This window comes from Anaerobacillus sp. ABR4_321, assembly GCF_056158505.1.
Window position 1 is genome coordinate 1,466,547 of record NZ_JBSWTK010000001.1, and the last position, 19,662, is coordinate 1,486,208.

The 19,662-nt window shown below is 41.7% G+C and carries 27 protein-coding genes; 20 read left to right on the top strand and 7 right to left on the bottom strand.

Features of this window, described 5'->3' with window-relative positions; genetic code table 11:
- Position 1 precedes the first annotated feature (1 nt).
- Positions 2–106: a methionine/alanine import family NSS transporter small subunit gene (locus ACXADT_RS07600; RefSeq protein ID WP_270179893.1), complete on the top strand. Its 105-nt coding sequence runs from the start codon at positions 2–4 to the stop codon at positions 104–106.
- A gap of 30 nt (positions 107–136) precedes the next feature.
- Here ACXADT_RS07600 and ACXADT_RS07605 read toward each other — a convergent pair whose 3' ends face one another.
- Entirely contained in the window at positions 137–1,129 is a 993-nt protein-coding gene (locus tag ACXADT_RS07605; RefSeq protein WP_442865125.1) for a M23 family metallopeptidase, read from the bottom strand.
- Positions 1,130–1,310: 181 nt separating this feature from the next.
- On the opposite strand from ACXADT_RS07605, the gene lipA reads away from it, so the two are divergent.
- A complete protein-coding gene (lipA, locus tag ACXADT_RS07610) occupies positions 1,311–2,198 on the top strand; it encodes a lipoyl synthase (protein ID WP_474834025.1) in 888 nt (295 codons plus the stop codon).
- A 33-nt stretch (positions 2,199–2,231) separates the two neighbouring features.
- On the opposite strand, the gene ACXADT_RS07615 is transcribed toward lipA, so the two are convergent.
- Positions 2,232–2,891 carry a YhcN/YlaJ family sporulation lipoprotein gene (locus ACXADT_RS07615; protein ID WP_270179890.1) on the bottom strand — a complete coding sequence of 220 codons (660 nt, stop codon included), beginning with the start codon at positions 2,889–2,891 and terminating at the stop codon, positions 2,232–2,234.
- 124 nt (positions 2,892–3,015) lie between these two features.
- Between ACXADT_RS07615 and ACXADT_RS07620 the strand changes: the two genes are divergently transcribed.
- Positions 3,016–3,321, top strand: a complete 306-nt coding sequence (locus ACXADT_RS07620; RefSeq protein WP_270179889.1) for a YutD family protein — start codon at positions 3,016–3,018, stop codon at positions 3,319–3,321.
- Between the two features lie 23 nt (positions 3,322–3,344).
- Here the strand turns inward: ACXADT_RS07620 and ACXADT_RS07625 are convergent, their stop codons facing one another.
- Positions 3,345–3,620, bottom strand: a complete 276-nt coding sequence (locus tag ACXADT_RS07625; RefSeq protein ID WP_270179888.1) for a hypothetical protein — start codon at positions 3,618–3,620, stop codon at positions 3,345–3,347.
- A gap of 49 nt (positions 3,621–3,669) precedes the next feature.
- The gene (locus ACXADT_RS07630; RefSeq protein WP_270179887.1) at positions 3,670–3,942 is read right to left on the bottom strand and encodes a DUF3055 domain-containing protein; all 273 of its coding nucleotides are present in this window, start codon (positions 3,940–3,942) and stop codon (positions 3,670–3,672) included.
- Between the two features lie 142 nt (positions 3,943–4,084).
- On the opposite strand from ACXADT_RS07630, the gene ACXADT_RS07635 reads away from it, so the two are divergent.
- Both ACXADT_RS07635 and ACXADT_RS07640 read left to right on the top strand, forming a co-directional pair.
- The gene (locus ACXADT_RS07635; RefSeq protein WP_270179886.1) at positions 4,085–4,528 is read left to right on the top strand and encodes a DUF86 domain-containing protein; all 444 of its coding nucleotides are present in this window, start codon (positions 4,085–4,087) and stop codon (positions 4,526–4,528) included.
- Positions 4,529–4,585: 57 nt separating this feature from the next.
- On the top strand, positions 4,586–5,350 hold the full coding sequence (locus ACXADT_RS07640) for a TIGR01457 family HAD-type hydrolase (protein WP_270179885.1): 765 nt from the start codon (positions 4,586–4,588) through the stop codon (positions 5,348–5,350).
- 35 nt (positions 5,351–5,385) lie between these two features.
- Here the strand turns inward: ACXADT_RS07640 and ACXADT_RS07645 are convergent, their stop codons facing one another.
- On the bottom strand, positions 5,386–5,883 hold the full coding sequence (locus tag ACXADT_RS07645; protein WP_270179884.1) for a phosphatidylglycerophosphatase A family protein: 498 nt from the start codon (positions 5,881–5,883) through the stop codon (positions 5,386–5,388).
- Positions 5,884–6,050: 167 nt separating this feature from the next.
- On the opposite strand from ACXADT_RS07645, the gene yutH reads away from it, so the two are divergent.
- Positions 6,051–7,052: a spore coat putative kinase YutH gene (yutH, locus tag ACXADT_RS07650; protein ID WP_474810672.1), complete on the top strand. Its 1,002-nt coding sequence runs from the start codon at positions 6,051–6,053 to the stop codon at positions 7,050–7,052.
- A gap of 43 nt (positions 7,053–7,095) precedes the next feature.
- On the opposite strand, the gene ACXADT_RS07655 is transcribed toward yutH, so the two are convergent.
- Positions 7,096–7,323 carry a NifU family protein gene (locus ACXADT_RS07655; RefSeq protein WP_270179882.1) on the bottom strand — a complete coding sequence of 76 codons (228 nt, stop codon included), beginning with the start codon at positions 7,321–7,323 and terminating at the stop codon, positions 7,096–7,098.
- 206 nt (positions 7,324–7,529) lie between these two features.
- On the opposite strand from ACXADT_RS07655, the gene ACXADT_RS07660 reads away from it, so the two are divergent.
- A complete protein-coding gene (locus tag ACXADT_RS07660) occupies positions 7,530–7,835 on the top strand; it encodes a DUF1462 family protein (RefSeq protein ID WP_270179881.1) in 306 nt (101 codons plus the stop codon).
- Positions 7,836–7,872: 37 nt separating this feature from the next.
- Here the strand turns inward: ACXADT_RS07660 and ACXADT_RS07665 are convergent, their stop codons facing one another.
- Positions 7,873–8,937 carry an NAD(P)/FAD-dependent oxidoreductase gene (locus ACXADT_RS07665; RefSeq protein ID WP_474810673.1) on the bottom strand — a complete coding sequence of 355 codons (1,065 nt, stop codon included), beginning with the start codon at positions 8,935–8,937 and terminating at the stop codon, positions 7,873–7,875.
- Between the two features lie 221 nt (positions 8,938–9,158).
- Between ACXADT_RS07665 and ACXADT_RS07670 the strand changes: the two genes are divergently transcribed.
- The 13 genes from ACXADT_RS07670 (at position 9,159) to ACXADT_RS07730 (ending at position 19,643) form a co-directional block, all read left to right on the top strand.
- On the top strand, positions 9,159–9,377 hold the full coding sequence (locus ACXADT_RS07670) for a YuzB family protein (RefSeq protein WP_474834028.1): 219 nt from the start codon (positions 9,159–9,161) through the stop codon (positions 9,375–9,377).
- Between the two features lie 234 nt (positions 9,378–9,611).
- On the top strand, positions 9,612–10,835 hold the full coding sequence (locus tag ACXADT_RS07675; RefSeq protein ID WP_474810674.1) for a NupC/NupG family nucleoside CNT transporter: 1,224 nt from the start codon (positions 9,612–9,614) through the stop codon (positions 10,833–10,835).
- A gap of 109 nt (positions 10,836–10,944) precedes the next feature.
- The gene (locus ACXADT_RS07680; protein WP_270179877.1) at positions 10,945–11,184 is read left to right on the top strand and encodes a hypothetical protein; all 240 of its coding nucleotides are present in this window, start codon (positions 10,945–10,947) and stop codon (positions 11,182–11,184) included.
- Between the two features lie 21 nt (positions 11,185–11,205).
- Positions 11,206–12,063: a diaminopimelate epimerase gene (dapF, locus tag ACXADT_RS07685; protein ID WP_474834030.1), complete on the top strand. Its 858-nt coding sequence runs from the start codon at positions 11,206–11,208 to the stop codon at positions 12,061–12,063.
- Positions 12,064–12,141: 78 nt separating this feature from the next.
- Positions 12,142–12,339 carry a Spo0E family sporulation regulatory protein-aspartic acid phosphatase gene (locus ACXADT_RS07690; protein ID WP_474834032.1) on the top strand — a complete coding sequence of 66 codons (198 nt, stop codon included), beginning with the start codon at positions 12,142–12,144 and terminating at the stop codon, positions 12,337–12,339.
- A gap of 73 nt (positions 12,340–12,412) precedes the next feature.
- Positions 12,413–12,769, top strand: coding sequence for a HesB/IscA family protein (locus tag ACXADT_RS07695; protein WP_270179874.1), 357 nt, complete (start codon positions 12,413–12,415; stop codon positions 12,767–12,769).
- Between the two features lie 150 nt (positions 12,770–12,919).
- Positions 12,920–13,216: a hypothetical protein gene (locus ACXADT_RS07700; RefSeq protein WP_474834034.1), complete on the top strand. Its 297-nt coding sequence runs from the start codon at positions 12,920–12,922 to the stop codon at positions 13,214–13,216.
- A gap of 17 nt (positions 13,217–13,233) precedes the next feature.
- On the top strand, positions 13,234–13,992 hold the full coding sequence (locus ACXADT_RS07705) for a hypothetical protein (protein WP_474834036.1): 759 nt from the start codon (positions 13,234–13,236) through the stop codon (positions 13,990–13,992).
- 122 nt (positions 13,993–14,114) lie between these two features.
- Positions 14,115–14,873, top strand: a complete 759-nt coding sequence (locus ACXADT_RS07710; protein WP_474834038.1) for a sugar phosphate isomerase/epimerase family protein — start codon at positions 14,115–14,117, stop codon at positions 14,871–14,873.
- 128 nt (positions 14,874–15,001) lie between these two features.
- On the top strand, positions 15,002–15,991 hold the full coding sequence (locus ACXADT_RS07715) for a LacI family DNA-binding transcriptional regulator (RefSeq protein ID WP_270179870.1): 990 nt from the start codon (positions 15,002–15,004) through the stop codon (positions 15,989–15,991).
- Positions 15,992–16,064: 73 nt separating this feature from the next.
- Entirely contained in the window at positions 16,065–17,375 is a 1,311-nt protein-coding gene (locus ACXADT_RS07720) for an ABC transporter substrate-binding protein (protein WP_270179869.1), read from the top strand.
- A 66-nt stretch (positions 17,376–17,441) separates the two neighbouring features.
- Positions 17,442–18,785: a carbohydrate ABC transporter permease gene (locus ACXADT_RS07725; RefSeq protein ID WP_270179868.1), complete on the top strand. Its 1,344-nt coding sequence runs from the start codon at positions 17,442–17,444 to the stop codon at positions 18,783–18,785.
- A 30-nt stretch (positions 18,786–18,815) separates the two neighbouring features.
- On the top strand, positions 18,816–19,643 hold the full coding sequence (locus ACXADT_RS07730) for a carbohydrate ABC transporter permease (RefSeq protein ID WP_474834041.1): 828 nt from the start codon (positions 18,816–18,818) through the stop codon (positions 19,641–19,643).
- The last annotated feature ends 19 nt before the right edge of the window (positions 19,644–19,662 follow it).

The following is a 19,662-nucleotide window of genomic DNA, read 5'->3' on the forward strand; positions in this document are numbered from 1 at the left end:
TATGGGTGGTAGCGCAATTTTCATGATGATTGTTGGGATTGTCATTATATGGGGAGGCCTTGTAGCAAGCATCTTAAATGCTGTTCGAGTCTCTAAAAACCAATAGATCAAAAAAGGAAGAACTAACGTTGTGGCGTTAGTTCTTCTTTTTGTATGATCGCTCTTGTCTTTCCCACAATCGTAATGATGGATAAGGGTCGTAGGACCATTCGGTTCTACCATTATCTTTATAGATGCCATAGTGAAGGTGAGGAGGGAACTTACCAGCAGTGCCTTTTGGTCCATAACCAGAACTACCTACATAACCGATTATTTCCCCTGGCTGTACGACGCTTCCTTTGTCGATCCCTTTCTCAAAGCCATTCAAATGTGCATAGTAGTGGTAATTTCCGTTTATGTCTCGAATTCCGATTCTCCAACCTCCATAGCGGTTCCAACCTTTTGTTTCAACTGTTCCATAGCTTGTTGCTTTAACAGGAACACCGTACGAAGCAAAGATATCGGTTCCTTCATGAATGCGAAGTCCTCCCCAGCCTCGACGATCCCCCCACGTACTGCGATAGCTGTAATTCGCAGTTAACGGTACTGGAAAGGCATGTTTCTCGAGCTTCAACGTATTGAACGTTTTATAAACTAAGCTATTGCTTGTGATTGTTCTAACGGCTTGATCTCGCTGATAGTAGTCCCACAAACCAATACGAATATCTTCCATATCCGTCCCATACTGTTGTAGAAACGAGCCTATCGTAAAGAGCAAGTCTTCATCATCTGTTCGTGTTGCTTTGCCATCTTCATTTCCATCTAAACCGATCCCTCCAAAGAAAGAGATCGCTTCTGGGGATGAGTCATCTTTATTTGGGTTAGTAGCTCCAGCCCATTTCTCTGGTGAAATGTTGATGGCGATCGACCCGGTTTCTCTAGGAATATCATTTCGAGATCTTCTTATGCTTCTTTCGTATTGATCTATTCCAGCAAAGACGTACCATGGAAGTTGCGTAACAGTTTCCATTTTATTAAACAGCATCATTCGTGTCTTTCTTAACTCGTCTTCATTTTGCTCATTAGCAGAGAGATTCGCAGGGAATAGGAAAAAAAGTATAAGGATAAGAAAGCTGTATTTTCTCACGATTCTTCTCCTTTCATTATGTTGTCGTTATGTATAGTGTGGTTTTACAGTGGTAAATCATTATGTCTAAATAATGGAAGAGAAGCCTGGGACATTCGTCATTAGATTCAGACTTTTCCTAGAAAAATTCACCATACGTATGTTATTCTTTAATACAGAAAAGCAGTTTTAGGGGGACACAATTATGACGAAAAAAGAAGAACATCTACGGAAACCGGAATGGCTAAAAATAAAATTAAATACGAATGAAAACTACAAGGGTCTTAAGAAGATGATGCGTGAGAAGAACTTACATACCGTCTGTGAAGAAGCGCGTTGTCCTAACATCCATGAGTGCTGGGCTGAGAGAAAAACAGCAACATTTATGATTCTTGGAGATGTGTGTACGCGAGCTTGCCGTTTCTGTGCGGTTAAGACAGGATTACCAACTGAGCTTGATTGGGCAGAACCAGAGCGAGTGGCGGATTCCGTGCAGATGATGGGTCTTAAACACGTCGTTATCACAGCAGTTGCAAGAGATGATCTAAAAGATGGTGGGGCTGCTGTTTTCGCAGAAACCGTACGTGCCATCAGAAGAAAGAACCCTTTCTGTTCAATCGAAGTGCTTCCATCCGATATGGGCGGTCAATTTGAAGCTCTGAAAACATTGATGGACGCAAAACCTGATATTATGAACCATAATATTGAAACGGTTGAAAGACTGACTCCAAGAGTCCGTGCTAGAGCAAAATACCGCCGTACACTTGAGTTTTTACAACGTGCGAAAGAAATGAATCCAAACATTCCAACGAAATCAAGCATCATGCTAGGTCTTGGGGAAACGAAGGAAGAAATTATTCAAACGCTTGATGATCTTCGTGCTCATGACGTTGATATCGTGACATTAGGGCAATACTTACAACCTTCTAAGAAGCACCTGAAAGTAATGAAGTACTGGACACCTCAGGAATTTTTGGAATTGAAAGACATCGCTCTTGAAAAAGGATTCAAACACTGTGAATCAGGTCCGATGGTACGTTCTTCTTACCATGCTGATGAACAGGTTAATGCTGCAAAAGAAGCTACAAAATAATTAAGAAATCGGCCCTGAATGAGGGCCGATCTTTTATTCACTCTTCATTTCTTTTCCACTCATGTCGTTCAATTCGTCGTTCGATTCACCGACCATCTCACCGTTTTCGTTCTCTCCATCATTTACTTTTTTCCCTTGTGGCGCTTTTTTCATCTGAGCGATCGTCTGATCGATGCTCTTGTCCATTTGACCATTTGCAGCCGATCCGTTTTGATAGCGTTCGATCTCTGGGATGATTCCTTCCATATCAGAAACGTACACATGGTAATATCTAGGGATTACGGAAAGAGCTGTTTTCTTAACTTGGTCAGCAGTAGCGTCACGATTTTTAGTTGTCGTTTTATACCCGATCAGTACTTCTTCGTCGGTTACAAGAACAGCAGTGTCATGTACATAAGGCAGCTCGACCGCCATAGAACTGATCATCTCAGCCAAACGATCGCGATCAAGGTAAACAACATTTGATGGTTTTTTTGCTGAGTTCATGTTGTTTGTGTTTCTAGAATGACGCACATAACCAAATGAGCCTTTTCTTGCTTTTTCCTGTGTATTCGCATGGTTCATTCCGTATTCATCAGGGTCGGTTTTAACCGGTGATAAGTCCGCATGGTCGAACGGGTCTGTTGCCTGCTCCCCTTGGCAAGCAGCTAGGCCAAACAAAAGCGGAACGATAAGCAGGGTTTGCTTTTTCAAAAGATTCACCTCCATACTGTTATCATCACCGATTGTAAGATCTTTTTTCCTAGCAATACTTGGACATTTGGAATAAAAAAGGTATGATTATCTTAACGAGCCATATCAAAGTGAGGGAAGTAACATGATAAAAGTTAATCAACACTCCTATGAGTTGGTAAAAGAAGAACGGGAGGGCTGGAACGAGGAAGCGTTTCAAAATCGTTACAGCGAAATCCTCGATAAATATGATTACATCGTTGGTGACTGGGGATATGGTCAATTAAGATTGAAGGGATTTTTTGAAGATCGCAACCAGAAAGCCACATTCGATACAAAGTTCAGCACGGTTCTTGACTATCTATATGAATATTGCAATTTTGGCTGCCCTTATTTTGTATTAAAGAAGCAGAAGAAAGAGAAAACCAAAAAGCAATATCAAGAAGCATAACCCTCCAGAGATGGAGGGTTTTATTATGCTTTATAAGGTTTTTCAGATTCACGATCCGGATCATCGTGCGGAGGATGTGATGCAGGATCTTGACGAGGAAGCCCTTGGTGAAGGTTCTTGTTTTCGTAGTTAAACGCACTGTATGAGCGTTGCCCTTCTTTCCAGGGAGTCGTTTTACCAAGCTTTTTATTCACCGGAGACCCATAAGGACCTTCAGGCGTATCCTCTGGAAGGACATAGTTTCTACCTTTTTCAACATTTGCAAAATCTGTATACGTTTCATCATCATCGTAAAACATGAAAAAACACCACCTTCATCAGGTAGTGTATTCATAATGAAATTATTTATTAAACGAGTGCGCCACGAAGAAATTCGCGAAGTTCTTCTGCATCTTCTTCATTAAGCGTATAGGCATGTTCTAAGTATCCTGGTTCATCGAGATCATCTTGTCCAACGATCGCAAATTTTCCACCTTGAATATCTAATACGAGGGACTTTCCATAAAATCGATCTGATTTCACGATGCACAAGTCAAACCGATGATTATGTCCCATAAAACAAATGAACCTTGATTCCGTGCTTTCCTTTTCATCATAAATGAACTGATCATCTTCTAACATATTCTACACCCTCTCTTAACTTTATCAGTTTTTATCCTTATCATACCAGACTCTGAGGCATTCTCAAATTCCCGATTAACTGATATCTCATTCGAGATTATGATAAACTATATTCAGTTCTCGTCGAAGGTAGGGGATATGAATGTATTTTGTAGATCGTAAGAAAATCGAAGAACAGCTTATCTTTCTTGAAAATAACCTAACGCTTCTAAAGGAAAACTCTTTCCAAACCCCTCTAGAAAAAGTAGCGTTAGAAAGACTTCACCATGTATTTATCGAAAGCATCATCGATGTTGGAAATACGATTATCGATGGGTTCATCATGAGGGATCCAGGAAGCTATGAGGATATCATTGAAATTCTTACTGATGAAAAAGTGATTCCAGCTACGAGCAGTGATGCGTTAAAGCAAGTCGTTGCAAAGAGAAAGTCGCTTATGCAGGAATTCACCAATATAGACCATGACGCTCTCTTTACGAACTTAACGAACAACTTACGTGTGCTAGAATTATTTCCAGAACAAGTGAGAAGATATTTGAATGAAGAACTTGGTGCTGTTTCAGCTTTTATGCCTGAAGATTCATAGAAAATGCTAACCGCTTTCATTGTGAAAGCGGTTTTTAGATAAGTGGAGGTAGACATTATGAAAAAGTATAAAGGATATTTGATCGATTTGGACGGTACGATGTATCGTGGCACTGAAAAGATACAAGAAGCTGTAGATTTTGTGAAAAGGCTAGAAGTAGCAGGAATTCCATACTTGTTTGTGACGAACAATTCTTCAAAACGAAAAGAACAAGTAGCAGAGAAGCTTGTAAACTTTGGCGTCCCTTGTACAAAAGAGCACGTATTTACCACGAGCATGGCGACGGCAAGCTATATTTCTAATGAAAAGAAAGGTGCTTCCGTGTATGTGATTGGCGAAGAGGGAATTCGTGATGCCTTAACGGATGAAGGCCTAACTCTACAGGACGAGAACCCAGATTATGTAGTGGTCGGAATCGACAGGGAGATTACATATGAAAAATTAGCGAAGGCATGTATCGCAGTTCGTAACGGTGCAACATTTATCTCGACGAACGGTGATATCGCAATACCGACAGAAAGAGGACTGCTTCCAGGCAATGGCTCCTTAACAGCAGTTATTACTGTGTCTACAGAAGTAGAGCCAATTTTTATCGGTAAGCCGGAGCCAGTGATTATGGAGCAAGCGCTCAAACAGCTTGGAACGGACAAAGATGAAACGCTAATGGTTGGGGATAACTATAGAACAGATATTATGGCAGGTATTCAGGCAGGGATGGATACATTACTTGTCCACACGGGTGTTACAACGAAACAGCATTTAGAAAGTGTAGAAAAAGCACCGATTTATACCGCAAACTCACTAGAAGAGTGGGAAGTATAGCTGAAAATGCCCCAGGCGATTGCCTAGGGCATTGTTTAGTTAGACTCTGTTGAACGATGGGCAAGACGGCTTGAAGCGGCAGCGGCAATTGCACCTACGATATCATCGAGGTACGTGTGACAACTTCCTGATGACTTATCGTTTAATTTCTCGAGAATTCCGGGCTTTAATTTATCGATATATCCATAGTTGGTAAAACCGATCGATCCGTATACGTTTACAATCGATAGCGCAATAATCTCGTCGACTCCGTACAATCCTTCGTCTTTCATCAATATATCTTGAAGAGGCTGATCGAGCATATTCTTTTCAGCGAGCTCATCGAGCTGGATGCCCGTAAGGACTGCGTTTTGTACTTCTCTCTTCGATAGTACGCGATCAACGTTTGTTCTACACTCATCCATCTTTAGGTTAGGGTGATATTTTACTTGCAGGTAATACACTAGTTCTGCGATATCCTCTAATTCTACTCCTCGTTCTTTTAACTTCGATCGAGCAGCTTTCTCTACAGCATCTACAGGTTTTTCGCCCATTCTTGTCCCACCTAACTTTATAGTAAATTGGTATTGTTGTTTGGTTAGTTTTATTAGTATATGGTTAGAAGTTGTGAAATATGACAATTGTTAGCACCCATAATTCATACACAAATTGGGCGGTCGGGCATATCTTACATATATATGACGCAACGTGGAGGGCGAAGATGCTAGAGCGAGAGCTATTTCACCAGTACGGAATCGTGGTCAATCATGTATATCGAGTGAACGGTGGATACGTACTTCAGACCACAGAATTGGGTGAATGTATCCTAAAACGTGCAGAAACAGAAAGAGAAGAGGATTTCCCCTGGTACGTCCTTATCTCACAATATTTTAATCAGCAAAATGAGCCAACACTACTACCTATCTCTACAAAAAGGGGGAGGTACATCGAGACGATTGGGAACGAAGCAGTTACGCTCTATCAGCTGCCGTGGAAAACACGCACGATCAGAGAATCCGATGGTCATCGTTTAGCACTCCTTCATCGAAAAGGTGGGAATTTACTAAATAACTATAGTGAGCTTCCAGAAGTTCAACCATGGCAGCTTAGGTGGCAACGACGAATCGATCAGTTAGAGGCTTATCGATTTACGTTGATGAAGCAAGAGCAACCGTTAGGGGAGTTTGACACGTTGTTCATCGAGACGTTTCCTTATTATCTGGGGCTTGCTGAAAATGCGATACAGTATCTTGTCGACGCTTCGATCGATGCTGGCGTGAATCCGTTCGATGTAAGAACATTGGTTTTCAGACGATTTAATGCTCAAAACATCGGAGGTACTGACTTTCTATTGCCATCAGAATTCATACTCGATCATCCTGCGAGAGATCTTGCTGAATGGACACGATATAAGCTGTTTGATGAGAGAGCGGGATATGATGAAGTGAGATCATTTATTTTGGAGTATCATCAAAGAAGATCGATGAGTGCGATGGAATGGAACTTGTTGTATGCGCGTTTGTTATTTCCGATCACGTATGTAGAGGCGATCGAACGTTATTATAGTGAAGAAAACCTTAAAGAAAAGCAAGAGATTACCCACATGCTACAAAACTATGTAGACCGTGAAGGAGAGCGAGAGTATTTGTTCAAAGGGGTATTCAGTGAGCTGATCGGTGAGCGGGGCAATACGATGAGACAAATCGAATGGTTGATGTTATGAAAAATTCCCTCCAAATGTTGGAGGGAATGAATTTTGTCGGTTATTAAAATACCTGTTCAAGTTCAGTCACGCCTGGGACTTCTTCAAGAAGTGCGCGCTCGATTCCTGCTTTTAGAGTGATTGTGGAACTAGGGCAGCTGCCGCACGCTCCCATCAAACGTACCTTTACCACGCCTTCTTCGATGTCTACCAGTTCTACGTCTCCACCATCACGTAGGAGGAATGGACGCAGTTTGTTAAGTACATCCTGGACCTGTTCGTGCATATTCATCGACTCCCTTCATACTTTCATTATACTAATGATTAGCGAAAAAATCTATGTGCTATCGCGGAATGATAATTATTATCACTATAAATTTATCATGCAAATAGACGACAAGCAATAACGAATTAAAAAAAGGCGAATGCTTCTTTTCGTTCTATAGAGATTGAGGTACAATAAAAGCAACAGATGGTATAGAAAGGGCGTTTTGCATCATGGAAGAAGTGCTAGTGTATGGAGCAGGTGAACGTTGTGCAAGCTGTGTCAACCTCCCATCTTCAGAAGAAACGGCGGATTGGTTACAAGCCGCGTTATCCCGTAAATACCCGGAACGAGATATTTTAGTACGCTATATCGATATATTCGGTGAACTTGAGGGCGCAGAAGCTGCTTTTGCATCAAAAGTGATCGAAGAAGATCTTTTCTATCCTGTGGTCGTTTACCAACATCAAATTGTTTCAGAAGGTAACCCTCGTTTAAAAGATCTATATGCAGTACTTGATAAGCGTGCGACAGCGTAAAGTAAAAAGGTCAGTGGGGAATCCCACTGACCTTTTTTTATCCATTATGATTTTTGTACATCCATAAAATACCTGATTTAAGAAGGCGAGGTACTCTTCCTGTTAAAGGTCTGTTTGCCATGACCCCAAAACCATGCTTGCTCCCAAGTGAACCGAGAGTTCCTTTAACTTTGATCGCTGGTAAAGAAGGCAATGATTCTTGCTTCCATTCTTTCTGAAGGACGAGGGCGATTTGTTCCGCTTGCTCTTCAGCTAGTTGAGCACTTGGAGAGAATGGAAGACTCGCGCAGTCTCCTACAACGAATGCGTTTGTATGACCAGGTATTTTGTGATGTGAATCCAGGGTGATGCGGCCCTGAGCGTCTTTCTCTACATCAAGATCACGAACTAATTTGTTCGGTTGAATTCCAGCAGTCCACACGATTGCATCACAGTGGACTGGGTCTCCGTGATTATAAAGGGTATTTGGCTCGACCTGTGTAATGTTCGATTCACTTACGACGGTAACATCTCTTTCTTCAAACCACGATTGTACATAGTTTCCAAGACGATCAGGAAATGCGGAAAGTATCGTTTTCCCACGGTCAAACAGTTTGATTTCGAGATCAGGGCGGCTTTCATGCAGTTCACTAGCAAGTTCAACGCCACTTAGTCCCCCGCCTACGATCCCAACGACAGATCTCGCACCAAGGTTATTCAAGACTTCGTACGCTCTTCGAGAAGCATCGATCGTTTGAATACTCATCGTATGTTCTTTCGCACCTGGTACATTGTGGTACTTATCTTCACATCCTAAACCGATCACAAGAGAATCGTAGGGTAACGGTTCATCGTCTTTAAGCGAAACAACATTTTCTTCTAGATCGATCCCTGTAACTTCCCCATACTTGACTTCGAGGTTTGGGTGCTTCGGAAATTGAACGCGAATATGATGATCACTTGCTGTCCCAGCAGCAAGCGCGTAGTATTCTGTTTTTAAACTATGGTATGGATTACGGTCTACTAGCGTTATCGTTACATCTTTCGGTACATCTTGAGCAAATAATTTTTGGAGTATACGCATGCCGCCATATCCTCCACCTAAAAGCACTAGCCTTTTCATTAGAAATTTCCCCTTTATAAGACATATTCAATAACGCTGCATCCAAATTAGTAATTTTAAGTAATAAAATGATAAGGAAATGAAGGAAGTAAGATGATACACGCGTTATAATGTTAGATAGAGTTTGTTTTTCGATCTGCTTCGACAGTTAAAAGTATAGCGAAACTGCCACTTTTCTACAATATGAATTCTGAAAACGATTGTAAGGGGGATATTTACGTTTGCATACGATCGAGTTTTGCAAAGGGAACTTAAGAAACAATAAGAAAGTTTGGAAAGCGCTAGAAAGTTATGGAAATGTTGAGCTTGTAGACTACGGGTGTCTTGGGTATTGTGGGAACTGCTTTGAAGAATCTTTTGCTATTGTAGACGGGGTTTTGGTGAGTTCAACGGATGCAGATCAACTTTTGGTTAAAATACTTTCTGCTCTAGAATTATAAAAATAAATCCTTTTCATAAAAACGATATGTGTTATAATGACAAAGGTCAAAAGAAGTCTGATAGAGAGAGAACAGGCTTTTTCTTTTGCGGCTTTTGCGAAAAATGTCGAATTTTTCAAAAAACGTTTGTAAGCGCTGTATCCAAACTTTTGATTTATATATGCTTTCTTATAGGAATGAATTGGGTACGCTAAGCTTATGACTGGTACGAATATTAATTAAGGGGTGTAAGACATGCAAATATTATGGGGTTTAGGCGGTATGGCTGTTCTATTCGCTATCGCGTTAATCTTTTCAACGAATCGTAAAGCGATTAACCTACGCACTGTTTTCGGTGCACTTGCGATTCAAATAGCATTCGCATTTGTAGTTCTTAAGTGGGAAGCTGGTAAAGCTGGTCTGAAATGGCTATCGCTTCGTGTACAAGATATTATTAACTATGCGAATGATGGAATCACGTTCCTATTCGGTGGTTTGATTGGTAATGAGCAAGTTGGATTTATTTTTGCTTTCCAAGTACTAACGATCATTATCTTCTTCTCTTCTTTGATTTCAGTTCTTTACTATCTTGGAATCATGCAGTGGATTATTCGTCTACTAGGTGGAGCGATTTCTTGGGCACTTGGTACGAGTAAAGCAGAGTCACTATCTGCTACAGCGAATATCTTCGTTGGACAAACAGAAGCACCGTTGGTTGTAAAACCATATTTAGATAAAATGACAAAGTCAGAGCTATTCGCTGTTATGACTGGTGGTCTTGCATCAGTAGCCGGCTCTGTGCTTATCGGGTACTCACTACTAGGTGTACCATTGGAATACTTACTTGCAGCAAGCTTCATGGCAGCGCCTGCAGGTCTATTGATGGCAAAGCTAATCATGCCTGAAACGGAAAAATCAGAAACAGCTGATAAGATCAAGATGGAAAGAAACGAAGATCATGTAAACGTTATCGATGCAGCTGCACATGGTGCATCAGACGGTCTAAAGCTTGCGCTTAACGTTGGTGCGATGCTACTTTCTTTCATCGCTTTGATCGCACTTCTTAACGGACTTATCGGTGGAATCGGTGGCTGGTTCGGAGCTGGTGACATTACGATCGAACAAATTCTAGGTTACGTATTCTCTCCTCTAGCGTTCGTAATCGGTGTACCTTGGCAAGATGCTGTACAGGCTGGTAACTACATTGGACAAAAACTTATTCTTAACGAATTCGTAGCATTCTCTTCTTTCGGACCAGAAATTGGTAGCGGAAGCCTTTCGGATAAGTCAGTTGCAATCATCAGTTTCGCTCTTTGTGGATTCGCAAACTTCTCATCTCTAGCGATCTTGCTAGGCGGACTTGGTGGACTTGCTCCTAAACGTCGTCCGGAAATTGCTAAATTCGGTATGCGTGCGATCCTTGCAGGTACGCTTGCAAACCTTCTTAACGCAGCGATCGCTGGAATGCTTATCTTTTAATTTGAAGCCTCTTTTATAGAGGCTTTTTTTCTTTTAGTGCGGGATGATTGTATTTTGCAGTTTTTGTTGTATACTTGTTTCAATAACTGACATGGGGAGGCGAGCACGCATGACGAGCTTTAACCATACACTGCCATATGACAGGATGATGGGCGACGTTTATGTGAATGAATGCCCTTTTTGTCATAGTGAAAATGTATTGACTCCTATGACCGAAAGAGACTTTGAACAGGGATTACAAGAGATTAAAACTCGATTGGTTATGCCTTGCTGCAATGGTAAGGTTCATATTGTAAAAATAGATGATGACTATTTTTGGACAACTCAAGCTGTTCGAAAAAGCAATTAAGATATAGAAAGAGTGAAATCATTGCCTGAAATTACGTATACAAAAATGCACGGATTAGGAAACAACTACATTTACATTGATCTGTTTAAACAACACTTAGACGAAGAGCGGCTGTCGCAGTATGCGATCGATGTGTCAGACGTTCATACTGGCATCGGTTCAGACGGCATGATCTTGATCTGTCCTTCAAAAAAAGCGGATGTTAAGATGAGAATCTTTAACAAAGACGGGTCAGAAGGAAAAAACTGTGGAAATGGACTGCGTTGCTTAGCAAAGTACGCATACGAGCATCAAATCGTTAAAGACACATCATTTAAAATTGAAACCCTTGGTGGCATTGTTCAAGCTGTTGTGCATGAAGAAAATGGAGAAGTAGAGTCTGTCACGATCAACATGGGGATTCCTAAATGGACGAAAGGGAGCCTTCCGATGGTAGGAAATCCAGAAGATGAAGTGATCGGGGAAACTGTTCACTATGACGGCACACCTTTTACCATGACAGGCGTTTCGATGGGCAACCCACACATGGTGATGTTTGTAGACACTATTCATGAAGCTCCTTTAACCACTGCTGGGCCATATTTCACAAATCATGAGCTATTTCCTGAAAGCATCAACGTCGAGTTCGTTGAAGTGATTTCAAAATCTGAATTTCACTTTCGCGTATGGGAAAGAGGATCTGGCATCACTCAAGCTTGTGGAACAGGAGCTTGTGCAGCCGTTGTAGCCGGTGTGTTGAATGGACATACCGAAAAAGGGACGCCTGTCACAGTTCATTTAGCCGGCGGAGACCTCGAGATCACATGGAAAGAAGATGACCATGTGATGATGACAGGACCAGCGACGACGATTGCTACGGGAACGTATTTTGCCTCTTAACAAATTTAAGTATGTTTGTTAATAAAAGGATATTCATGTAGAATGGAAGGAGGTACTTATAGAGAGGGGACGCAGGCATTGGACGGTATTGAAATCCAGCAATACAATGACGAAATTGAATCTCTACGAACGAAAATGATGCAAACCGCAGTAGCGATGGGCTTGAACCATCCAAAAGTTCTAGAGTACAGTCAAAAGCTTGATGAAAAGCATAATCTAATATTGCAGATAAAATATAAACAGCGTTCTGAAGATATGAGTGTATCTGCCCGATAAGGTCGGATTGTTGAGCTAAAAGACTAAGCGCGGTATACTAGAAGTAGCATTATGGTGAAATGGAGGGATACGTATGATCCATTTATCTGAAGCTGCAGCAGCACAGGTAAAAGAAATGATGAAGCAAGAAGAAGGTGACACCCTTTACCTGCGCGTCGGTGTGAAAGGTGGAGGCTGTACTGGCCTAAGCTATGGAATGGGCTTCGACACAGAAATGAACGACGATGATCAAGCGCTCGAACCACAACATGGCGTCACGATTATTATGGATAACGAAAGCGCACCGATCTTAAACGGTGTGCAGATCGACTATAAACAAAACATGATGGGCGGCGGGTTCACAATCGAAAACCCGAACGCGATCGCATCATGCGGCTGCGGTTCTTCGTTTAAAACAGCGACGAACGCTGGTACGCCGGAGAATTGTTAACACGATATTAAAGTCTTCGCAATTAAGTTTGCGGAGGCTTTTTTTATTGAGCTGAAAATCCCTAAGGTTGTCTAGTGACTAGTCCAAGCAATTCGAATTTTTAAGAGTAAGATGGAGTGATAACACTTTTAGGGGTAAAGGAGGGTCAAGATGGACTGTGGGTGTAACTCAAAATCGAAAGACAAGAAAGGCAAGTGCGACGGATGTGTATGTTCAATCCTAAGAGACTGTACGGATAACGAGCACGACCTATGCAAAAAAGGGACTCAGTTTTTCACGATATTATTTGGTGATCCAACATTGAATATCGGTGGACTCATGTTTAAAAATCTTGATGAGAAAACATGCTGTGCAACGTTTGTGGATATGGATGGAAATGTTTATATCTTTGATTGCCGAAAGCTTCATGGAATTAGCAGTATGAGAGTTCAGCTAAATAGTGAATAAAGGAGAGGAGGATAACGATGGATCATAAGAAAAAGCACACTTCTTGCGATTGTGAAGGTTGTGTGTGCAGTATCTTACGTAAATTAAGTAAAAAGGATTGTCTATTTGACGACAAGGAAGAGCAGCTTTTTACGCTAGTAAAAAAGAATGGATTGAAAGTAGCAAACTTAAGGTTTATTAAACTCGACCCAAAAACATGCTGTGCGAAGTTCAAATCGTTTACAGGTCAGACGATACAAGTATGGGATTGTCGAAAGCTTGCAGGAATCATCAAGCAAAACGTACCGCCAATTCCTCCTCAACCGCCTGTTGAGTGCATGTGCAGAGGAACCATTACAGCTGGCCAATCAGGTACGCCAGAAACGTTCGCGAATAACAGAGTGGACTTTCTTGTACCTTCTGATATACGAAGAAATGTGAACGGAAGAATCAGTATTTGCCCAAGCTGTTCGATCGATCAGAGCGTTTTTCAATTCCGTGTTCCTCCTAGTGGAGGGTCAATGTTTGGTTTTAATTTTGAAGCAGATATCTTCACAAGTGTAGTTTGCGCGATGGAAAATTCGATTCTTACAGTGTGTGGCGTAGGAACGGCTACACCAATTGGGCCGAATGGGTTAGATGGCGTATTTACCTACGAGGTTATCTTAACTGAGGGTGCAGAAGGAACGATCAAAATCACACTGTATGATGAAAACAGTAATATCGTGTTTGAAACAGCACCTTTCACACCGTCCGTTGGTGGAGGAAAGGCAGTAACGATTGAAGATTGTCCTTAATTGGACCTTGAATTCCATCCTTCCATGATAAATGGAAGGACTTTTTTATTTTAAAAGAGGATATAAAGATCACATCTCGAATGATGGACACGAGAGAAATTTATCTTTTAAGGAGGTTTACAATGTTAAATGAAATTGGCATTGGCGTGCAGCTTTACACGCTAAGAAATGAATGTGAAAAAGATTTCTTCAAGACTCTCGAACGGGTAGCTGGAATCGGCTACGAAGGTGTTGAACTCGCTGGACTATACGGAAAACGACCGGAAGAAGTAAAGGAAAAGCTGGATGAGCTTGGTTTAGATGTGGTCGGTCACCATGTTCCGTTCGAACGCATCGAACAGGATCTTGAACAGGTGATTTATGAGCAGATGAAGCTCGGAAATACCCGAATCGTTTGTCCATGGCTCCCTTCTGAAATGAGAAATGAAGAGAGCTATCAACACGTTGCTGACGTATTAAAAGAAGCGACAGGAAAATGTGCCGAGCATGGTATGTCGATCTCCTACCATCATCATGATTTTGAACTTGAGAAAGAAATGAAGAACTCACCACTCGCCATGATTCTAGATAGCGATAGCACGATTCAAGCAGAGTTCGATATTTACTGGCTGCAAAGAGCAGGGCACGATCCGATCGAATGGTTACAAACATACAAGGGACGAACGCCGGTCGTTCATCTGAAGGATCGTTCGGATGACGCGAATGAAGACACGGTTATTTTAGGAACGGGAAATATTGAGATTGAAAAGGTTCTTGAAGTGGGTCCAGCTAGCGGCGTACAGTGGTGGGTCGTCGAACAGGACGAGTGTCAGTTAGATCCGATCGAAAGTGTGTCTCGAAGCTACCGTTATTTAAGAAAAGTTGAAATAAAGAGCGAATAATCGTGAAAATTTTCTAAAAATAGTCTTGAAGGAGTAAAAAAGATGGGGTACAATGAATGCAATCGATTCCATGTAATCGATTACAAAAAACGGGGGGAGGCTATTGAGCTTTCTGGGGAGGTTAATTGATGGCTACAATTTCAGATGTCGCCAAACAAACTGGACTTTCGAGTGCGACAGTATCTCGCGTCATAAATAACTATCCTCACGTATCGGAAGAGAAGCGAAGGCTTGTACATGAAGCGATGCAAGAATTAGGTTATTTTCCTAATACCTCAGCAAGAAACTTAAGGAATAGGAAGACGAATCTAGTAGCTGTACTGATACCGAGACTAACGAATCCATTTTTCACAACGATCCTTGATGGGATCGAAAAGGTTGCAGAGGAAAAAGGATTTCAACTGCTCATTTGCCAAACACAGTCTAGCAAGAAGAAGGAATTGGACTTTCTTACGTTATTAAAGACAAAGCAGGTAGATGGGGTAATCTTCACTTCGATCGAAAATGATTGGAGTAAGATCGAACCATACACTGAATCTGGTCCAATCATTCTATGTAATGAGTATCACCGGGATGCAACCGTTCCGATCGTTCGTCTTGATCAAGCCTATGGAAGTTATTTAGGCACTCGTCATCTGATTGAGAGAGGTTATAAGAAAATTGCATTTTGCCACGGTTCTAAAAGCGGTCTTTCAAATGATCGCCGTAAAGGATTTGAGCGTGCCATTGCAGAAGCTGCACTTCCACTCAACCAAGAATGGGTATTCCATGATACATATACAATGGAAGATGGCAAAAAGGTGCTAAAAAAAATCATAAACCTAAAGAATCGTCCAACAGCGATCTTTACAGGTGGAGATGAAGTTGCTTCAGGAGTTTTGAAAGAAGCAAAGCGCCACGGACTTAAGGTCCCAGAAGAACTTGCAATTTTAGGGTTTGATGATCAGCCTATCGCTAGTTTGATAGAACCTGAGCTCACAACGATCCATCAACCAGGAGAAGAGATTGGTTCACGAACGATGTCTGTATTTATCGACTGTTTGAATGGTGTGATCGAACGTACGCAACAATCGGTGATTGAACTACCGATCTCACTTGTCAAAAGAAAGACAACTTAAGACACACTTTTTTGAAATCGATTACAATTATTTTTGAAAACGATTTCAACAATTAAAAGGAGGAATTTCTATCATGCGTTTTTTGAAGAACAGTAAGCTGTTGATCATTGTAATGGCCTTTATTCTTGTGTTATCCGCTTGTGGATCTAATTCTACTTCAAGCAACAGTAACTCTAATTCAAATGATGAAGAAGCGAAGACAGATGAAGAACAAGTAACGATCGTCTATGCAAGAGGTAAGGATGCGACGGGTGCAACCGATGTTATGGTTGAAGAATTCATGAAGCAAAATCCTAACATTAAAGTCGAGTTCCGTGAAATGCCAACAGACACAGGTGCACAGCACGATGCATATGTAACGATGCTTAACGCTGAATCATCTGAAATCGATGTGTTCGATATCGATGTTATCTGGCCTGCTGAATTTGCTCAAGCTGGATACGTACTACCTCTTGACCGCTTCATTCAAAAAGACGGTATCAACATGGAAGATTATAACCAAGGACCAGTGTCAGCTGCTACGTTCAACGGGAAGCAGTGGGCGATGCCTAAATTTATCGATGCTGGTATGCTTTTCTATCGTTCTGACCTAGCTTCTGAAGCGCCAAAAACGTGGGATGACCTTATGGCACAAGCATCTGAGCTAAAAGGCCAAGATGGAACACAGTTTGGTTACTTAATGCAAGCGAAGCAATATGAAGGACTTGTTACAAACGCAGTTGAGTTTGTTGCATCTTACGGTGGAGAGTTCATCGATGAGAATGGTGAAGTAGCGATCAACTCACCTGAAGCGATTAAAGGTCTAAGCAAGATGGTTGAAATTGCAAATGCTGATTTCGTTCCAGATAACATCACAACGTTTACAGAGCCAGAATCTCATACTGCTTTTATCGAAGGACAAGCACCATTTATCCGTAACTGGCCTTACCAATATTCACTAGCTAACGATGAAGAGCAATCTAAAATCGTTGGAAACGTAGAAGTAGCACCACTTCCAGAAGGCGATGCTGGTTCAGCAGCTGCACTTGGCGGCTGGATGGCTGCGATCAATAACTACTCTGAGCACCCTCAAGAAGCTTGGGAGTTCTTAAAGTTCATGACTGGTCCAGAAGGACAGAAGATCGATGCGATCGAAGGTTCTCATGCTCCAACACTTCCAGCACTATTTGAAGACGAAGAAATTATTGAAGCTAACCCATTCTTTGGTGAAGAAGGATTCCAGAACGCACTTGAAGGTGCAGTGTCTCGTCCGGTAGCTCCAAACTATCCTGAAATCTCTGAAATCATCCAGATCAACGTATCGAAAGCGATCTCTGGTGAATTAACTCCAGAAGAAGCTGCAGCTGCGATGGAGAAAGAGATGAAAGAAAAGCTAGTCAAGTAAATCTAAATGAACATTAGCCTTCATATGTGTGAAGGCTAATGTCTTTCATAAGGGAGGAGCGGCGGCATGCCACAAACGGATATTGATCCTCATAAGCCTATTAAAGTTGATAAGAAGACGAAAAAGAAGAAAAGTGATGCAAAAGTAGGCTATTTACTTGTCGCGCCTGCATTGCTTTTAATTCTAGCAATCTCGATTTGGCCAGTTATTCAATCCTTTTATTTTAGCTTATTTGACCTCAGGTTGAACGATCCGACGAAATCTTCCGTTCACCTGGATTACCAGCTCGATATGGACCGCTATTTACAGAACTACCCGTTCTTAATCGGGGCGATCGATTCAGAAATCAATAAAGGCAATGCAGCAGGTGATCTTGGTGAAATCAAAGCGACGCTTGAAGAATTGGATGGTCGTATCCAAGAGAAGCCAAAAGCTGCTGAAAACTATGATTTAATCAACGAGAAGCTCGATAACTTTGAAAACATTCCGGAAGATATGAAGTATGTTGAAATCGAAGAAGGTGTTGCTGAAGACTTAGTAACTTCAGTGAAAGATATCAATTCGGAGTTAAAAGCGATCAATGGTGCAGGAGAGCTTGAGCAAGGCGATAAAATCGTTGGTCTCTCTTCTTCACTCAACGATATTGTCGTTGAACCGAACTTTATCGGATTCAAACATTACAAAGATAATTTCAGTGACAGTCGAATGTGGAAAGCGCTTTGGAACACCGGTGTATTTACGTTCATTTCCGTCTTAGCTGAACTGATTCTTGGACTCGCAATCGCATTATTGATCAATAAAGCATTTATCGGTAGAGGACTTATCCGTGCGAGTATCTTGATCCCATGGGCAGTGCCAACCGCCGTAGCCGCTCTTATGTGGAAGTTCTTATATGATGGTCAGAATGGTATCGTTGCAAAGCTATTTGCTGACGTCGGCTTAGTAGAAAAGATGACTGTCCTCTTGACGACTGATACGGGCGCGATGTTCTCCGTTATCTTTGCAGATGTTTGGAAAACAACGCCGTATATGGCCCTACTTATTCTTGCTGGGCTCCAAACGATCCCATCTTCTCTTTACGAAGCGGCGTCGATCGATGGAGCGAACAAGTGGAAACAGTTCTTAACCGTAACGCTACCACTTTTAAAAACTAGCATTCTTGTAGCCCTTTTATTCCGTACACTTGATGCGTTCCGAGTGTTCGACTTGATCTACGTATTGACTGGTGGAGGTCCAGCAAACTCAACTGAAACGATATCGATTCTAGCTTACAAGGTGATGTTCTCACAAACCAACTTTGGTGAAGGATCAGCACTTTCCGTTATCGTCTTCCTCTGTGTTGCGATCATTTCCGCTATCTTCATTAAATTACTTGGATCTGAATTAATCAAGGACGGTTCTGGAAAATAATGAGTGAAATCGAGAAGGAGGCCAAGTAAAATGAATAAGAAAGCGGGACCATTATTTTACGTTTTTCTAGTGTTATTTGTATTTGTCGTCATGTTTCCATTCTTATGGATGCTTGCGAGTTCGATTAAACCATTGTCAGAGCTATTCGGGGAAAAAGCCTTTTCTCCATTTACATCTAATCCGACTCTGCAAAACTATGTATCCGTTTTCGTAGAGTATCCATTCATGCGCTATCTATGGAACAGTTTCGTTGTAGCGGGAATCACAACCGTGTATACCGTACTTGTGGCATCGTTCGCAGCATATGCGATCGCACGCTTAAACTTTCGCGGGAAGCCGATCATCCTCGGTGTTGTGCTATCCGTATCGATGTTCCCGCAGATTGCAACCATTTCACCGATCTATATTTTCTTGAAGAATCTAGGTCTTACGAATAGCTATCTTGGATTGATCATTCCATATACGACGATCACGCTCCCACTATCGATTTGGATTCTCGTAACCTTCTTTAGGAAGATTCCATTCGATCTAGAGGAAGCTGCTAGAATCGACGGCGCATCACTATGGCAGACCTATTGGAAGGTTATCATGCCTCTTGCAGTGCCTGGGATCTTCACGACAGCGATTCTAGTTTTTATCGCAGCATGGAACGAGTTCTTATTCGCCCTAACCATCAACACGGCGGATAAGTTTAAAACGGTACCAGTTGGAATCGCACTCTTTCAGGGACAATTTACGATTCCTTGGGGAGAAATCTCAGCTGCAACAGTTGTCGTTACTGTTCCACTCGTCATCATGGTACTTATTTTCCAGAGAAGAATCGTATCTGGTCTAACATCAGGATCTGTAAAAGAATAGAGAAAAGGAAGTGGAAGAG

Excerpts from the sequence above, each read along its gene's own strand:
- ACXADT_RS07600 (WP_270179893.1), top strand. The coding sequence starts at position 2 with ATGGGTGGTAGCGCAATTTTCATGATGATTGTTGGGATTGTCATTATA.
- lipA (WP_474834025.1), top strand. The coding sequence starts at position 1,311 with ATGACGAAAAAAGAAGAACATCTACGGAAACCGGAATGGCTAAAAATA.
- ACXADT_RS07620 (WP_270179889.1), top strand. The coding sequence starts at position 3,016 with ATGATAAAAGTTAATCAACACTCCTATGAGTTGGTAAAAGAAGAACGG.
- ACXADT_RS07625 (WP_270179888.1), bottom strand. The coding sequence starts at position 3,620 with ATGTTTTACGATGATGATGAAACGTATACAGATTTTGCAAATGTTGAA.
- ACXADT_RS07630 (WP_270179887.1), bottom strand. The coding sequence starts at position 3,942 with ATGTTAGAAGATGATCAGTTCATTTATGATGAAAAGGAAAGCACGGAA.
- ACXADT_RS07635 (WP_270179886.1), top strand. The coding sequence starts at position 4,085 with ATGTATTTTGTAGATCGTAAGAAAATCGAAGAACAGCTTATCTTTCTT.
- ACXADT_RS07640 (WP_270179885.1), top strand. The coding sequence starts at position 4,586 with ATGAAAAAGTATAAAGGATATTTGATCGATTTGGACGGTACGATGTAT.
- ACXADT_RS07645 (WP_270179884.1), bottom strand. The coding sequence starts at position 5,883 with ATGGGCGAAAAACCTGTAGATGCTGTAGAGAAAGCTGCTCGATCGAAG.
- yutH (WP_474810672.1), top strand. The coding sequence starts at position 6,051 with ATGCTAGAGCGAGAGCTATTTCACCAGTACGGAATCGTGGTCAATCAT.
- ACXADT_RS07655 (WP_270179882.1), bottom strand. The coding sequence starts at position 7,323 with ATGAATATGCACGAACAGGTCCAGGATGTACTTAACAAACTGCGTCCA.
- ACXADT_RS07660 (WP_270179881.1), top strand. The coding sequence starts at position 7,530 with ATGGAAGAAGTGCTAGTGTATGGAGCAGGTGAACGTTGTGCAAGCTGT.
- ACXADT_RS07665 (WP_474810673.1), bottom strand. The coding sequence starts at position 8,937 with ATGAAAAGGCTAGTGCTTTTAGGTGGAGGATATGGCGGCATGCGTATA.
- ACXADT_RS07675 (WP_474810674.1), top strand. The coding sequence starts at position 9,612 with ATGCAAATATTATGGGGTTTAGGCGGTATGGCTGTTCTATTCGCTATC.
- ACXADT_RS07680 (WP_270179877.1), top strand. The coding sequence starts at position 10,945 with ATGACGAGCTTTAACCATACACTGCCATATGACAGGATGATGGGCGAC.
- ACXADT_RS07695 (WP_270179874.1), top strand. The coding sequence starts at position 12,413 with ATGATCCATTTATCTGAAGCTGCAGCAGCACAGGTAAAAGAAATGATG.
- ACXADT_RS07700 (WP_474834034.1), top strand. The coding sequence starts at position 12,920 with ATGGACTGTGGGTGTAACTCAAAATCGAAAGACAAGAAAGGCAAGTGC.
- ACXADT_RS07705 (WP_474834036.1), top strand. The coding sequence starts at position 13,234 with ATGGATCATAAGAAAAAGCACACTTCTTGCGATTGTGAAGGTTGTGTG.
- ACXADT_RS07710 (WP_474834038.1), top strand. The coding sequence starts at position 14,115 with ATGTTAAATGAAATTGGCATTGGCGTGCAGCTTTACACGCTAAGAAAT.
- ACXADT_RS07715 (WP_270179870.1), top strand. The coding sequence starts at position 15,002 with ATGGCTACAATTTCAGATGTCGCCAAACAAACTGGACTTTCGAGTGCG.
- ACXADT_RS07720 (WP_270179869.1), top strand. The coding sequence starts at position 16,065 with ATGCGTTTTTTGAAGAACAGTAAGCTGTTGATCATTGTAATGGCCTTT.
- ACXADT_RS07725 (WP_270179868.1), top strand. The coding sequence starts at position 17,442 with ATGCCACAAACGGATATTGATCCTCATAAGCCTATTAAAGTTGATAAG.
- ACXADT_RS07730 (WP_474834041.1), top strand. The coding sequence starts at position 18,816 with ATGAATAAGAAAGCGGGACCATTATTTTACGTTTTTCTAGTGTTATTT.